Annotated in this window: 7 protein-coding genes; 1 reads left to right on the forward strand and 6 read right to left on the reverse strand. The window is 45.5% G+C overall.

The features are described 5' to 3' along the window. Positions 1–149 precede the first annotated feature (149 nt). Positions 150–1,877: a family 43 glycosylhydrolase gene (locus F597_RS0103495; protein ID WP_019538327.1), complete on the forward strand. Its 1,728-nt coding sequence runs from the start codon at positions 150–152 to the stop codon at positions 1,875–1,877. A gap of 39 nt (positions 1,878–1,916) precedes the next feature. Here F597_RS0103495 and F597_RS0103500 read toward each other — a convergent pair whose 3' ends face one another. From F597_RS0103500 to F597_RS0103525, 6 genes are all read right to left on the reverse strand, one after another. After that, positions 1,917–3,620: a cellulase family glycosylhydrolase gene (locus F597_RS0103500; protein ID WP_019538328.1), complete on the reverse strand. Its 1,704-nt coding sequence runs from the start codon at positions 3,618–3,620 to the stop codon at positions 1,917–1,919. Positions 3,621–3,721: 101 nt separating this feature from the next. Continuing rightward, a complete protein-coding gene (locus tag F597_RS0103505; RefSeq protein ID WP_019538329.1) occupies positions 3,722–5,683 on the reverse strand; it encodes a hypothetical protein in 1,962 nt (653 codons plus the stop codon). Between the two features lie 208 nt (positions 5,684–5,891). Then, positions 5,892–7,565: a RagB/SusD family nutrient uptake outer membrane protein gene (locus F597_RS0103510; RefSeq protein WP_026327081.1), complete on the reverse strand. Its 1,674-nt coding sequence runs from the start codon at positions 7,563–7,565 to the stop codon at positions 5,892–5,894. Positions 7,566–7,584: 19 nt separating this feature from the next. Next, positions 7,585–10,758, reverse strand: a complete 3,174-nt coding sequence (locus F597_RS0103515) for a SusC/RagA family TonB-linked outer membrane protein (protein ID WP_044059998.1) — start codon at positions 10,756–10,758, stop codon at positions 7,585–7,587. Positions 10,759–10,878: 120 nt separating this feature from the next. Then, positions 10,879–13,398, reverse strand: coding sequence for a glycoside hydrolase family 2 TIM barrel-domain containing protein (locus F597_RS0103520; RefSeq protein WP_019538332.1), 2,520 nt, complete (start codon positions 13,396–13,398; stop codon positions 10,879–10,881). Continuing rightward, positions 13,395–16,259 (reverse strand): TIM-barrel domain-containing protein, encoded by a 2,865-nt coding sequence (locus F597_RS0103525; protein WP_019538333.1) that lies wholly within the window; start codon positions 16,257–16,259, stop codon positions 13,395–13,397. Before F597_RS0103525 ends, F597_RS0103520 begins: the two co-directional genes overlap by 4 nt. Between the last annotated feature and the right edge of the window lie 8 nt (positions 16,260–16,267).

Genomic DNA, 16,267 nt, shown 5'->3' on the forward strand with positions numbered 1-16,267 from the left:
TACTTGTAAAACAGGAACAATCTTATTATTGATTGAATATGTCTTTTTGAACTGAGTGTTATTGTTGTCTTCTATCAAATATCAGGAGACCATTAGTTTTATAACTATTAAACCGTTATCTGAAAATTAATAATTAAAAATAGATACAGATGAGGAACTTATCTTTTATTCTTGGCCTTTCTCTAATGATGAGTAACTGTCAGGTTACAACTGAATCTGTCGAAAATAAGGAGAAGACATTTTGTAATCCTATAGATATCAACTATCGTTTTAGTGTAGAGGATCCTTCCAGAAGAGAAGCGGCCGATCCTACCGTGATGTGGTTCAGGGACAGGTATTTTTTATTTGCTTCAAAATCGGGCGGATACTGGCATTCCAAAGATTTACTTTCCTGGACATTTGTTGAGACAAACGGTATCCCAACCGAAGAATATGCGCCAACGACCATTGTATTGAATGATACGATTTATTTTCTGGCTTCATCCAATGATCAGAGCACTATTTACAAAAGTGGTGACCCGTTAAGCGGAGAATGGGACATTGCTGTCGAAAAACTGGGGATTCCTGTTTGGGATCCGGCTTTCTTTTTAGATGATGATAACCGCTTATATCTTTATTGGGGATGTTCTGATTCTAATCCTTTGTATGGCGTTGAAGTTGATCACAACAATAATTTTTCGTTCATTGGCGGGCCGAAAGAATTGGTGCATGCAAATCCCGGGGAGCATGGATGGGAAGTTCCCGGTGATTATAACCGATTAACCGATAGGAATCCCTGGATAGAAGGAGCGTGGGTAACAAAGAGAAACGGAAAGTATTACCTTCAGTATGCCGGTCCGGGAACCGAATTCAAGAGCTATGCCGATGGAATGTATGTTTCGGATAATCCTCTCGGTCCGTTTACTGTGCAGAGTCACAACCCGTTTGTCTATAAACCGGAAGGTTTTGCATCGGGTGCGGGGCATGGAAGTTTGTTTGCCGATCAATATGGGAATGTCTGGCATACAGGTACCATTACCATTTCCCAAAAACATATGTTTGAACGCCGCCTTGGATTCTATCCGGCTTTTTATGATGCCGACGGAACATTGTATTCCATAACCAAGTATGCCGATTACCCGTTGATTATGCCGACACGGAGGGTAAACGGGTTCGATGATATCTTTCCCGGATGGATGCTCCTTTCCTACCGCAAAACGGTGGAGGTGTCCTCTTCAGTGGATTCTTTATCGGCCGATAACATCGCAGATGAAGATATCCGTACCTATTGGGCTGCCCAGACCGGAAATACGGGTGAATATGCCATGATTGACCTGGGTGATAATTACGATGTTTATGCCCTGCAAGTGAACTTTGCAGAGCATGGCACCCGGATTCTCGGGAGACAGGCAGACCTCAGATACAGATATACCATTGAAGAATCTGTGGATGGAATCAATTGGAAGGTGTTGATCGATCAGTCGGAAAATGATAACGATAATACGCATCCCTATTTCCAATTAGAGAAAAAAACATCTTGCCGTTATCTGAAAATAACCAATATTGAGGTGCCGGACGGTAGCTTTGCTATAAGCGGTTTCCGGGTTTTTGGCAAGGGACAGGACGAAAAACCCGGACAGGTCGAACAATTGACGGCCAAAAGGAATGCTGATGACCGGCGAAGTGTAACCCTGTCCTGGGCTAAAGCCGATAGCGCTACCGGTTATACTGTTAGTTTTGGCAGCCACCCGGACAAGCTTTATCACAGCTATATGGTGTATGCCGATACAACGGTTACCATAAACATACTTGATATAAATCAGAAATATTACTTTACCATTGAATCGTTTAACGAGAATGGAATAACTCAAAACGAAAAAGTGGTGGTTGCGGAATGATCCGTCACCACCACTTATAATAGCTATCATTGCATTCTATTAGAAAGGATATTTTCCCTCTTTTGCTCCTTTCAAGATACCGTCCATCGCATAACTGTCTTTTATTTCACCCGTGTTGCGATTTACTACTCCACCGGTTTCCCAATAGAAAGGAACCATTCCGTGCTTCTTGGCCTCGCGTGTCACGGTTTCGTCGTAGAGATTGCGGGACTTGTTGTGTGCTCCCTGATGTTCTCCCAATCCGGTACGCATCGTGATAGCACCATACTCACCCAGAATGACAGGGATACCTTTATCCACAAACTTCGTCTTCATTTTGGCAAACAATAACTTCATTTCTGCTTCGTCACCGGAAGTGGCATTACGATCCGATCCGATTACAGAGTGAGCTCCCCAGAAGTAAGCCATCCTACCCCAGCTCTCATCCTGCGTCAGACCGCAGAATGTCCACGGATTGTAGTAATGCACTTCGAGCATCAACCGGTTAGGTACAACATCCGTCGGCATATCGCCAAACAGATTATTGGTCATGTCGATATCGGTATTAGGGCCTTGTACAATCAGGTTGCGTACAGCATTGTTTCCGCCTGTGGCTCGCACCGCATCGATGAACGTCTGCAGGTATGATTTCAATACGACCATCTTCTGGGCGTTATCCACGTTCGGTTCGTTGGTGCCGGCAAAGAGCAGATGTTCGTCATAATGCTTGAGCTTATTGGCGATCTGCGTCCATAAAGCGTGTTGTTTCTTATTGTTTTCCTCCTGCTTGTCGGGCGTACAGTTGTTTTCCAACCATCCTCCGTCCCAATGGATATTAACGATGGCATACATGCCGTTGGCAACACAATAGCCCACTGCCTCGTTTACGCGATCCAGCCAGCTATCCTTAATTTTATAGGTTTCTATATTTTCAATATACTGATCCCATGCACACGGAATACGTATAGCGTTAAAGCCGAGTTCTTTTATTTTCTTTATATAGTCTTCGGTTACTTTGGGATTACCCCAGGCCGTCTCGCCACCAATGGCTTCGAGTGTATTTCCTATATTCCAGCCCGCATACATTTTAGCCGCCAATACCAGGGCGTCGCTCTCCATTCCTGCGTTCGGGATATTGCCTGCAAGCTGGTTTACGGTTACGGTTTCCGTAAGGTCTCCCAAAGAGAAGGTGATACTTCCCGTGCGAGGATCGCCATAATTGGCTGCCACATTGAAAGTCAGGGTTCGTTCCGTCATCGCGGCACGACTGCTTATTTCAGTAATCCAGCTATCGTTGCAGGTAATGATAACCGCGCCATTTGTCGTCAACCTGACTTCAATCTGAGTGCCCTCTCCGGTTACATCATTAAATGTAGTTGGCGTTACCATCAATCCATCGGCTGCGGTTTGAGCTACTTTTATGGTTTGGGTAATATTACCCCCTTTTACCGTTATCGTAGTGGAGCGGTCATCGGTATCCGGATTGGCATCTACCGTAACAGTGTATTTATAAACGGCACCCGAAGCAGATGAAGCCGGTGCCACCCGGCACCAGCTTTCGTCGTTACTTTTTACCTCCAATGCTACATTTGATTTTACAGACAGTGTCTCGGTTCCTCCTGTTTTGGAGAAAGTCATCTCCGATTTGGCCGGTATGATTTCCGGCGCTACTGGCTCATCATTGCCGGAACAGGCTGTCGCGTAAAAGAAAATCGCCAGGAGCAAAGAAACTCCCATAAAATATTGCCTAATAAGATCCATCATTCTATTTTTACAGAAATGTTAGTGATTCAAGTTTCGTAAGTCGTATGATTGCAACTAAAGCATTCGTCTGACGATATTTTGTGACCCATTAGTTACCCTCTTTATTCAGCTAACACGTAATGGAAGATCAAAACTTCATCATTTTCATCTCCTGCGGCAATAGAAGAGGTATAGCGTCCTAACCAGAAGCCCTGGGTATCTATATTCGATAAATTAGATCCTCCATGAGAAACAAAAAACCAGTCGGAAGAGTTTCCCGTGGGAGATTTATCATTCACAGTTCCCAGCCATGAGGCTGCTGTCCCCGCATAGTCTACTAAGGGTATACTTATATTCAATATATTCTCGGCAGCATTGATTGTCACATCACCTGTCGCAGAATAATCAACTCCCTCTTTTAATTGATTCAATGTTACTTTCAGCTTATCACCCTCTAAGCCGAACTTAAGAGTGGCACTCTCAGCAACTGCTCTCACATTGGCATCCCATACCCAACCGTTGGACGTATAATCATCTCCGAAAGTGGAAGAACTTGTCCATCCTCCTGAGAAACCGGGTGCGCCACCTACCCAGTCGACAAACCAGTGAACATCGGGTTTGAAGGTCTTTCCTGCAAAGGCATTTTTCCATGCTTTTAAGGGATCGGTAGGCGTACTGCCGCCAGCAGATGGGATCAGGTGATAGGCCATATATTCCGGTTTTTCCGGATCGCGGGCTCCCAGCCATATCCCCGAAACGCTTCCAGAGGCATCTTTTTCGATACTCATGATACGCAATTGACGGTTGGCATCGAGATGGAAAGATGCCCAACTGATAATCGAAAAATCAGGAACAGTCTCATCAAAAGTATAGATCCCTTTATCGTTCAATGAATAGCCCATTGTCAGTTCCGTTCCGTCAGGCAGCTTGAAAGTTGCCTCCATATCCTCGGAGTTGAGTGCCAGGCTGAAATCTCCATAAACGGTAGGATCAGGGGTTCCCAACCAATCCGGATAATCTTCGGGTTTATTCCATCCGTTCATTCTTGCTCCGTCCAAACCACACCAATCCAGCGGATTGGCTTCCGATAATTTCCATACAATGGTTTTCTGAACGGTCTGTGACACATCATCCATCCAGTTATCGGGAAGCGATGGTTCGGGTTCTTCCTGCTCACCCGGAGTCCAGTTGTCATAATATTCCTTACTAATGAAATTATAAACCAGCAAACAGGCTCCCTCTCCCGACAGTTCGGGATCGCGTAATACAGCCAATTGCAATGTATTTTCGGTAAGCGACATGATCTTGATGTCTCCCCAATCTATTACTACCCCGTCACGGTTGATATCGTGCAAGGGCGAGGCATCTGTCATCCTTAAAGTATGGTCATCCACATCGAGCATATAGGTGCCCCTTTCTATTCCTCTCGACGGGATCGTTTTATGTTCTACCACCACATTTGCACCGTCTCTCAAATCGAAAGTCATTGAGCCAAAGTCGGCTGCATCCATCAACCAGCTATTGCCCGGCCAGTCGGGGTTCCAGTTCCATGAGTCACTCCCTTCAGGCAGTGTAACGCCATTGGTCACTGTTTCCCAGCTATCATCGGTTCCATAAAAATACAATGGTCCAATGAAGTAACGGCTCACTCCATCTGCATCGAGATCGAGATACCATGTTTTAGCATTGCCTACACCGCCTGAAAGCAATGTCCATAATTCATCGCTTACAAACTCAGCATAGAAGTCATCAATCGTAAAAGTAACAGGATTTCCATATACTATCCCTCCCCGTGTTTCTACTCCGAATTTTACTTCGTATGTGCCGGGGAACGCTATTTTTAATGTTATTTTCTGCTTTTGGCTGCGTCCCTGAGGGTGATTCCACAGGGGGGTATATCTGCTATCCATCAGACTGGAAAGATAGACGATATTGGGGTTTGATGCATCATGTTCTATTTTGAATGCAATTCCTTCCACCAGATCGTCCGGTGTTACATCCTTTACACCCAAATCATATTGTTCGGGCGTACAAGCGGAAAAAAGTATAATTACGCTTGCTATAAATATGTATATAGATTTCATACGATTATTTTATTTTTTATATTTCGGTGTATGGAACTCGCGATAATCATGAACTTGGGTGAAATCATTTTCATGCTCGTTTCATACGATTAAAATTATTTATTTTCAATGGTGTCGTATGGAACTCGCATTTAGTCATGAACTCGGGTGAGAACAGTTATCATGCTCGTTTCATATTCATTCCTGTATTAATTGTTAATGATGGCGATTACCATCCCGGGTTTTGAACCAGCATACCGTTTGCCAGCGTTATTTGATTATACGGGATCTGACTAAGACCTTTCGTCGCACGGATCCGGTCAGCCCTGATAGAGACTACATCCTGGGAACCCCCACTATACACGGGGATCTCAGCCGCAAGTTTATTGGCTGCGTAGTCTATTCCCTGGCGGAGCAAATCCCAATAATTGATACTTTCGAACGCAAATTCCAGACGGCGCTCCTGTATAATATTCTCTTTGGTTACAGGAAGTGCCGCGTAATTAGAAGAAAGCACGCCGTCGGAAGTATAAGCACGCTTACGAACAGCGTCAAAGTAAGCCTGTGCGTTCGGGCTTCCCAGCTCGGCCGCCATCAGTAATACATCGGCATACCGAATAATTACATAATCCTGATGGTTGGAAATCTGGAAATCGCCCGATCCATCTGCTTTCGATGCGGAAGTCCCGTCGGCAAAGCAGAGCGGTGCATATTTTTTCACGGCATAGCCGGTATATTCACGTTGGTCTTTGTAGCTGGCTTCATAATCAGCAAGCCCGGTAATACCTTCGCCGACCACGTCGATGATGGAAGCACTACGGCGAGTATCACCGGTTTGGAATTCGCTTACGAATGCCGGATTCACAGTCAACCCTCCCCAGCCTTTTCCGTAAGGGGGCGCATTCAGACTTCGCATACCGACCATTACCTGCCAACGGTTGCCGTCGTTATTCCCATTGTAATCTTGCGAACTGGTAAATTTCATGGCAAGAATGGTTTCGCTGTTACCATCACCGGCATACGTTCCGAGCAGGGTTTCCATATCACCGATTTCAGCCACACCGGCCGATGCGGCAGGCCATAAGTTCTTGAATTCGCCTACGAGGTTGTATTCATTGGAAGAAATGATCTCTTCCAGTGCAGCCAGGGCTTCCGCTTTTGTGGCGCCTGCTGGCTCGGTACCGTAGTATCCTGTATAATAAAGATATGCGCGTGCAAAAAGCGCTGCAGCAGCATATTTAGTAATATGGCCGTCGTTGCTCAAAGCATTTGCCTTGGGATAAGCATCTGCGGGGATGTTTTGCATGGCATACTTCAGATCTTCAAAGATAAGTGTAAACACATCCGAAGGATCAGCTTGCGGACGGTTCTCATTCACCGGTTCGTCAAACAGGGGGATATTTTCCCAAAGGCGAACCATGTCAAAATAAAGCAGGGCCCGGATGGTGCGGCATTCACCCATATAGGTGCCACGTTTACTGTCTGTCTCATTCCAGCTAATTTGTTCTTCGCGGGATATCAATTCATTACAGCGATAAACCGCGGCATAATAGTTCCTCCAATCATTTTCGTAGATATTCAGGTCGGCGGGCGATTGAGAGATGTCGAAACGGTCAATGGCCTGATAGTTACGTCCGTCGGCATTGCCGGTTCCACCGAAGCATTCATAGCCCATAGTTTCAGCACCCAGATAGAAACCCACCTGTATAGCCGAGGAGGTCTGACGCCATCCGTCGTAACAACCGATCAAAGCGCGCCAGGCATCTTTCTCGTTTTTATAGGATGTACCGGTAGTAGATTCCGTTTTGGACTCTACGTCCAGGAAGCTTTCGGTACAGGAGGCTATTCCCAGCATCAGGGAGAGTATGACTGCTACTACTATATTGTATTTCATCTTGTTCATTTTATTATCCATTAGTTAATTAGAATTTAAGACTTACACCGAAAAGGATTGTTCTTGGACGAGGATAGTATCCTACATCAATACCTGTTACCCAACCGTCGACACCATAGCCGATTTCCGGGTCCATACCTTCGTACTTTGTAAATGTAAAGGCATTTTGCACCTGGGTATAAATACGCGCCTGGCTGATGAACTTCTGTTTGATAAATCTGGAAAAGTCATAACCAAGGGTGATATTACTGATACGTAAATAGTCTGCGTCGTGCACAAAGAGGTCGGAGAACTGCCAGTTGATATTCTGTTCTGTTACGCGGGGAATTTTATTGCTTGTGCCTTCACCTGTCCAACGGTTAAGAATTGCCGTTGTATAGTTGGCATACTTATTTGTGTGTGACCGGTAAGACTGTACAATCTGTTGACCTACAGCACCACTGGTGAAAACAGAAAAGTCAAAACCTTTGTACTCGAAACTGAGATTGAAACCGAATGTGAAGTCGGGCATTCCTTTACCCAGATTTACCTTGTCGTTATCGTCGATTACACCGTCATGATTCACGTCGGTATATTTCACATCACCGGGTTTTACATCATTCTGGAGTACACCGTTACCGGCAGCGATCCAATCTGTGATTTCCTGTTCGTTCTGGAACAGGCCATTTGTTTTGTATCCCCAGAAATACCCAATGGGTTTACCATTTTCCGCACGATAAAATTCGGGAGTATTATCATATAACTGGTTGGTTTGTCCGTGAATGATACCGTCTTCGGTAGGGATCTCTCCTACTGTGTTTTTATTATAGGCACCATTCAGCCCAATATTATAACTGAAGTCTTTGTTTATACGATCGTTCCAGGTCAATGCCAGTTCAATCCCGCTATTCTTTACACTACCACCGTTGATATAAGGAGCTCCCGCGCCTACTGTCGCCAGGATAGGTGCCTGAACCAGCCAGTCTTTGGTATTTTTCGTATAGAGATCGAGATTTACTCCAAGGCGGGTGTTGAGCAAGTAGGCATCCAACCCGATATTAGCTTGTTCGGAGGTTTCCCACGTTACATTTTCATTGGCTAAGCGATTGGGATATGCACCCCAATTGGTGGCCAGTTCTTTCGCAGCATTCTCATCGTTATATCCGCCTGTCCCGAACAGATAGTGGGTATTGCTGTTTTTCATCGGAGCCAGATACTGGTAGTTGGCTATGTTTTGGTTACCCACTTGTCCCCAACTGACCCGTAGCTTGAGGAAATTGAGCCACGATGGGGCGTTCTCCATAAACGGTTCATTGGTAAGTGTCCAACCGGCAGAGATAGAAGGGAAGTATCCGAAACGGTTACCTCTGGCAAACCGGGAAGAACCGTCGGCACGTAACGTAGCATTCACCATATAGGTCTCTTTCCAGTTCCAACCCAAACGACCGAAATAAGAAACACTGCGCGATTCATCATGAGGGTTGCCTGACGCACTTAACCCATCCGTACTGGAAGAAGCCGTTCCATTATCGATATAGGCATATTTCCATGTGTCGAAACCTTCTTTCAATATGCCATTTCCCGCTCCCAGGTAAGTGCCTTCATAACGATAGGCTTCCATACCCAGCAATGTATTGAAAGCATGGTTATTCATTGTCCAATCGTAAGTCGCCGTATTTGTCCAGGTCATGCCGAGTCCACGGTTCATATTCTGTGAAACACTGGTACGGGTATCGTTATAGCTATAAATACTGAAATGATAGAGAGGGGTAAAGCTGCGGTATTCACTTGCATTGTAGACAGCACCAAATACAGTACGCAATTTCAACCGCTTTATCGGTTCAATTTCGGCATACAGGTTACCGTTAAATGTACCTGACTTGTCTTCGTTGTTCGTATTGGTCATCATAAGACCATACGGGTTACCGTCTCCGTTATACCAGTCGCTGTTGCTTGTGTCATTGTATGGTGAATCATACATATTATTGTCACTATAAACCGGGGTCAGCGGTGATACACCAAAAGCGCCTCTTAACGTATTGTTATACTGGTTACCTACGTTGATACCATTATTTATCCTGTATATGAAACTCACCTGTTCGCCGACTTTCACGAAGCCGTTAAACAGTTTATGTTCGGAGTTGACCCGGAAATTATAGCGTTCATAGTTGGAGACATCGGCACCACCAACTATCCCTTCCTGATTCAAGTAACCCAATGAGATGGCGTATGTGGAAGTGACCGATCCTCCGGTAATGCCTAATGAATAACTTTCAGTTTTTGCATTCTTTTTAAACATCGTATCCACCCAGTCGATATCATAGAGATTGCCGCCTGGATCATAAATAGATTGGAAACTATTCCAATCATAAGCCGCATTACCACTGTTCAATGCCTGTTCGTCCATGATAGTCATATACTGGGTCGCATTCAACATATCTGCTTTACGGGCTACATTTTGCACTCCATAATAGGCATCGAAGTTGACTTGCGCTTTCCCTTCCCTCCCGCTTTTTGTGGTGATGAGGATTACACCATTGGCAGCCTGTGCACCATAAATAGCGGCAGATGCTGCATCTTTCAAAACGTCGATGCTCTCGATGTCGGCAGGATTCAGGGTTGATATATCTCCACCAATTCCGTCGATCAGGTAGAGAGGGCTGTGGTTTCCGACTGTACCCAAACCGCGGATTACCACCTTCATATTCGAACCGGGTTGTCCGGAGGTAGAGGTGATATTTACCCCGGGAGTTTTTCCCTGCAGGGCCTGCAAGGGACTGATAGTATTCATTTTATTCAGTTCGTCGCCTTTTACCTGAATGGTTGCCCCGGTAGATAATTTCTTTGCCTGTACGCCATAACCGATTACAATTAATTCGTCGAGGACTTCAGTATCTTCTGCCAGGCTTACATTGATTACATTTTCACGTACGACCACTTCCTGGGAAATAAATCCGATGTAAGAAAAGACAAGTGTTTGCCCTGTATTTACGTTGATCGAATAGTTCCCATCGATATCGGTTACCGTACCGTTATTTGTCCCCTTCACAAAAATGCTTACCCCGATCAACGGCTCCCCGTCGGTTACCGAGACCACCGTACCTGTAATGGTATTATTTTGCAAAGGTTCCGCATGCAGCGTCACCGGTTTTAGTAAGATCAGTGACACACCGATTAAAAAACAGTATAAATAACGATTATTTATACTTCGTTTGCAATTCATGTTTATCATACTTTAATAATTAATTAGTTTAATAGTAAGCGTATTAGTCGTCATTTCCTTTGACTTGACAACTCAATAAAAAATAATACGTATTAGATTACGAATAGCCGGTCTCCGACATTATTTCGTCACCTTTATTTCAATGGCATCTTTCATTAATCCATCCGACTCTGCCGCCAGATGAATAACTCCTTCTCTCTTTTCACTTTTCACAACAACCAGGCATTTTCCATAAAATGCTTTCCGTTCCGATGCTTTGAACCGTTCCATACTTGTCGGGTTCCCATTGTCCACACCGACGACCTTTCCGTTACCCGACAGGTTGAAACGGATCAGGTTCTCTGCATTAGGGCAGACAGCGCCCTCTTCGTCCAAAACTTCCACTGTAATAAAACTAAGATCTTGCCCGTCTGCCCTGATCACACGCCTGTCCGGCGTTAAACGGATCTGCGACGGTTCTCCGGCTGTTTTTATTTCTTTTGATAATACTTCTTCTCCGTTTTTACAGGAAATCACTTTTATTGTACCGGGCTCATAGGCCAATCGCCAAAAGACATGGTGCTTGTCGCCTTCTTTTCTTTTGATGCCCCGGGAGACGCCGTTCAAAAATAACTCCACTTCATCGGCCTTGTTGTAATAGGCCCAGACATCCACAATCTCTCCCGATTGCCAGTTCCAGTGCGGGAAAACATGCAATACCTCTTTATCGGTCCACTCCGACTGATACATGTAATAGACATCTTTCGGGAAACCGGCCAGATCTACAATGCCAAAATAGGAACTTCGTGCGGGAAACCAGAAGGGGGTCGGTTCGCCGAGATAATCAAATCCTGTCCAGATATACATTCCACTGATGAAATCGCTGTTTTTCACGTCATTCCATGCCTGCTCGTGCGTGCAGCCCCAGGGGACGTGGCAATTATCGTAGGAAGAACAGGCGTACGACGGATCGGTAAACGGGATATCCCAACGCACAGGCCAGATATACATGGAGTCACTCGGCATCCGGTAATAACCGCGGGTCATCAGTCCCGAAGTGGTTTCCGCTGCAATAAATGGCTTGCCGGGGAAGTTCTCCGGTACGTTCTTATAGTCATAACCATGATAATTGAATCCGATCAGGTCGAGTGCTCCTGATCTGAAAAGGTGATTGGCCGGATTGGTTTCATTATTTCCGGCTGTCACGGGTCGGGTCGGATCCAAACTTTTTACGATATCAGCCAGTTTTTTTGTCAACAGCGCATTCACACTCATCTTCTCCCCGTCCACCCCGGCAAGCGCCGTCTCGTCACGTTTGAGATTCAACAATAGGTTTGCCTGCTGAATATCGAGTGTATCGGCTTCGGCATGGGTCCATTGCTCAAGCACTTCGTTGCCGATACTCCACATAAATACCGAAGGATGGTTGCGGTCGCGGAGAATATGGTCTGTGAGGTCTCTTTCGTGCCATTCGTTAAAATAGCGCGAGTAATCGTAGGTGGTTTTTTGTTTACGCCACATGTCGAACGTCTCGTTCATCACGATAAATCCCATCTGGTCGCATAACCGTAGTAGTTCCGGTGCAGGAGGATTATGCGCAGTACGAATACCGTTCACACCCATCTCCCTGAGTATCTTGAGCTGCCGTTCAATGGCCCTTGTGTTGACGGCCGCACCGAGGCAACCCAGATCGTGATGCAGGCAGACTCCTTTTATCTTCGTCGATTCACCGTTAAGGAAGAAGCCTTTTTGCGCATCGAACGTGAAATAGCGGATTCCGAGCGGGGTCACATATTCATCGGTCTGTTTGTCGTCCACGAAAATACGGGTGACTACCTCATACAAACAGGGATTTTCAATTGTCCACAATACCGGCTCCCGCACGGAGAGATTCTGTTTGATCTCTTTGGAAGAGCCGGCAGCCAGTGTGCCGGAGACCGAAGCCGAAGCGACCTGTTTGCCCGAACCGTCTACAATAGATGTCTCAGTTTTTAGATTCACTTCTTGTGGCATTTCGTTTTTGACGGTTGTTTTTATATTCACAACGGCATTACCTTCTGTAATCTCCGGCGTCGTTACATATACTCCCCACAGATCAACATACACCGGATCGACGCTGGTCAGCCATACATTCCTGTAAATACCGCATCCCGAATACCACCGGGAATTGGGTTGCTCACTGTTGTCCACCCGTACCGATATGACATTTTCCGTATCAAATTTCAAATGGGGAGTAAGGTCATACCGGAACGATATGTAGCCGAACGGCCGGTGTCCGAGATGGATGCCGTTGATCCACACATCGGAATTCATATAGACGCCGTCGAAATCAATGAATACCTTTTTCCCTTCATAGGATTTATCAAGTGAGAACGATTTCCGGTACCAACCGATCCCGCCGGGCAGGGCTCCACCACCGCTTCCCGAGGGATGATCCTCGTTGAAATCACCCTCAATCGCCCAATCGTGGGGCAGCTCCAGTTCCCTCCAACCGTTATCATCAAATGCCGCACTGCCTGCTTCAGGAATATCTCCCAGGTAAAAATGCCACCCATCGTTGAAATTCTCGGTTTTGCGAGGGTTCCGGGTGCTCTCCCGACAGGCATTGAATCCGGTAACAACAACGCCGAGCAATAGTATTATGGCAATAGTGTTTTTCATTTTCCTAAAGGTATCTTTTGTGCCGCACCTGTATAAACGACTTCAATTCCTTTTATATCGGGGTTTACGCCCTGCGGTACATTTTTATCGACATAGACTACATTGAACCTGCGTTCCTGCAACATCCCTTCGAACGATCCTTCCCTGTCACCTATTACAAGGGTCTTGGTCGCATCGTCATAGTTAAATCGGATAGTAGCATACGCTCCTTTTTCATAATTGTAATTCACGCCTTCGTCTTCATAGAGAGAGAAGGTTCCGTTTTTACCTGCAAAAACATATAATGTGATATTTTCAGCCTTTTTCTCATCGGAATACTGAATTTCAGGGCCGAACGGGATAATAGCCCCTTCTCTCACGAACAGCGGCATACGGCTATACGGGGCATCTACCCGTTGTTTTTGTCCCCCTTCAATGAATTTTCCGGTATAGAAATCGTACCAACCGGTGGTGACAGGGAAGTAAACTTCACGGTCGGTTGCCTTATATTCATACACGGGGCAAACCATCAACATATCCCCGAACATATACTGGTCGCCGATATCATTCACTTTCGTATCTTTGCCGTGATTCATGACCAATGCGCGCATGATGGTGTAATCGTTGAAATAAGTCATTCCGGCCAATGAATAGATGTAGGGCATCAAACGATATCGGAGTTTATTGTAATAGACCATGGATTGATAGGCCGGATGGTCCTCAGGAGCGATATTGAACACCTCTCTGTAGGGGAACTGTCCATGGGAACGGAACAACGGCACAAACGCCCCGAATTGCGCCCACCTTGTGTTTAATTCGCGCCATTCTTTCAAATCCTCATTTTCAATTCCTGTAGCATCGAAGTAATGCTGTGCCTGCTCATATCTTTTTTCCACACAAAATCCACCGATGTCCATTGTCCAGTATGGTATGCCGGATAAAGCAAAATTGAGCCCGGCCGAGATCTGCGCTTTCATGTCTTCCCAGCGGGTACCGATATCCCCGCTCCAGACCGCGGTTGAATAGCGCTGGATACCGGTAAAACCGGAGCGTGTCAATAAAAATACACGGTCATCCGGGTTTACACTCCGTTGTCCGTCATAAATGGCTTCGGCGTTTACCAGCGAATAGGCGTTGAAGTATTTTGTGGAAGAACCAAGTGCAGTGGGGCCGCACAGCTTCTTCCGGTAATCCATGTCGGTATTATCCTGGATATTTGGTTCGGAAGCATCCATCCACCAGGCATCGATACCCAATGAATATAAGTTTTCTTCGAGCTGTTTCCAGAATAGTTTGCGTGCACCTTCGGCATATGCGTCATAGAATGAGCCGATATACCCTTGTCCGATCCAATCACGGATACTGTCTTTTACTGCCTGTTGATACATCCACCCGTTTTTGTCGAATTCTTTATAATGGTCGGTATTCATATAAAATTTGGGCCATACCGAGATCATGATCCGTGCGTTCATCTCATGTATTTTATCAACCATCCCTTTTGGATCAGGGAATCGTTCCTTATCGAACTTGTGGCTTCCCCATTCCGCTTCCGGCCAATAGCTCCAATCCTGTACGATATTATCAATGGGGATTTCTCGTTTTCTGAATTCAGCAAGGGTTTCCAGCAGTTCATCCTGGGTTTTGTAACGTTCCCGGCTTTGCCAGAACCCCATCGCCCATTTGGGCATGATCTGCGATTTTCCGGTCAGGGTCCTGTAGCCGCTGATGACGTCATCCATACTGTTCCCCGCCACAAAATAGTAATCGATGCCGTTTCCCATCTCGCTCCAAAGCGAGAGTTTATTCTGCTCTTCATCGGGAACCGGACTCAACACTTTTAAGGCAATATAGGATACCCCGCCATCGGGTTCCCATTCTATCCGTATAGGCACTCTCTCACCTTCCCGGAAGTTATATTCGAATTTATAGCTGTTCGGATTCCATGCGGTGCGCCAACGCTCTTCCACCACCGGTTCATTGTTTATATATACCTTGGTGTAACCGGCATAATGGAGGAAAAACCGGTATAATCCGCTTTCGGGAGCTTCTATTTCTCCGCTCCAGACAATGTTGGAGTGATTCAGGTCAAAATTCTCGGGGAAATTTTTCAGTAAAGGCAAAAACTGGTAATCGAGCCTGTTTTCTTTACGTACAATTGTCTTTGAAGGATCGTTTTTTTTCGAGTATACCGCTGTGAGTCCTCCTTCCGACCCGTCAGCTCCATAAAGTCTGAACCGGTCCAGGTCTGCATAATCACGCACGTCGCCGAATTTACTCAGGGAATAATTATCCCATACTATTCCATAATTTTTATTGGAGATGACAAAAGGCACAGACACTTTGGTGTTATATTGGAACAGCGATTCGTTTTTTCCTTTATAATTAAAGTCGTCGGACTGATGCTGTCCCAGGCCGTAAAAAGCTTCGTCATCAGGTGATTCAAACAACTGATGCACAGTGTATCCTTTTGTTTTCTCTACTTCTATAGGTGTAAATGTTTTTCCTCCACCGCTGTTTTCCCGAAGAATGTATTCTCCTTTTTTATTCAGAAATGCTATTTCACCGGTAGACTTGTGGATAGTTACATCCAAGGAATCGGTGGAAAGGATGATAATATCCTCTTTCTCCTCCACGCTGAACTTATCCGACATGTTTAATCCGGATTGGATAATCAGACTTCTCTCGTTAGGGAAATTTTTTTCAGGAGTTGCCGATACATGAATAATCTTGTCATTGACCACATTTAACCGGATTGTTTTCACGCCGGAACTGTTTTCCTGATTAATACGGATAATGACTCCGTTTTGTGTCTTTTCCAAACCGGCTGATGTGCAGGAGAGAAAAAAGAGGATACTGAATACTATACAAAAAATGCGCTCCATGTATTATA

Origin of the sequence: Proteiniphilum acetatigenes DSM 18083 (genome assembly GCF_000380985.1) — a bacterium.
GTDB classification, from domain to species: domain Bacteria; phylum Bacteroidota; class Bacteroidia; order Bacteroidales; family Dysgonomonadaceae; genus Proteiniphilum; species Proteiniphilum acetatigenes.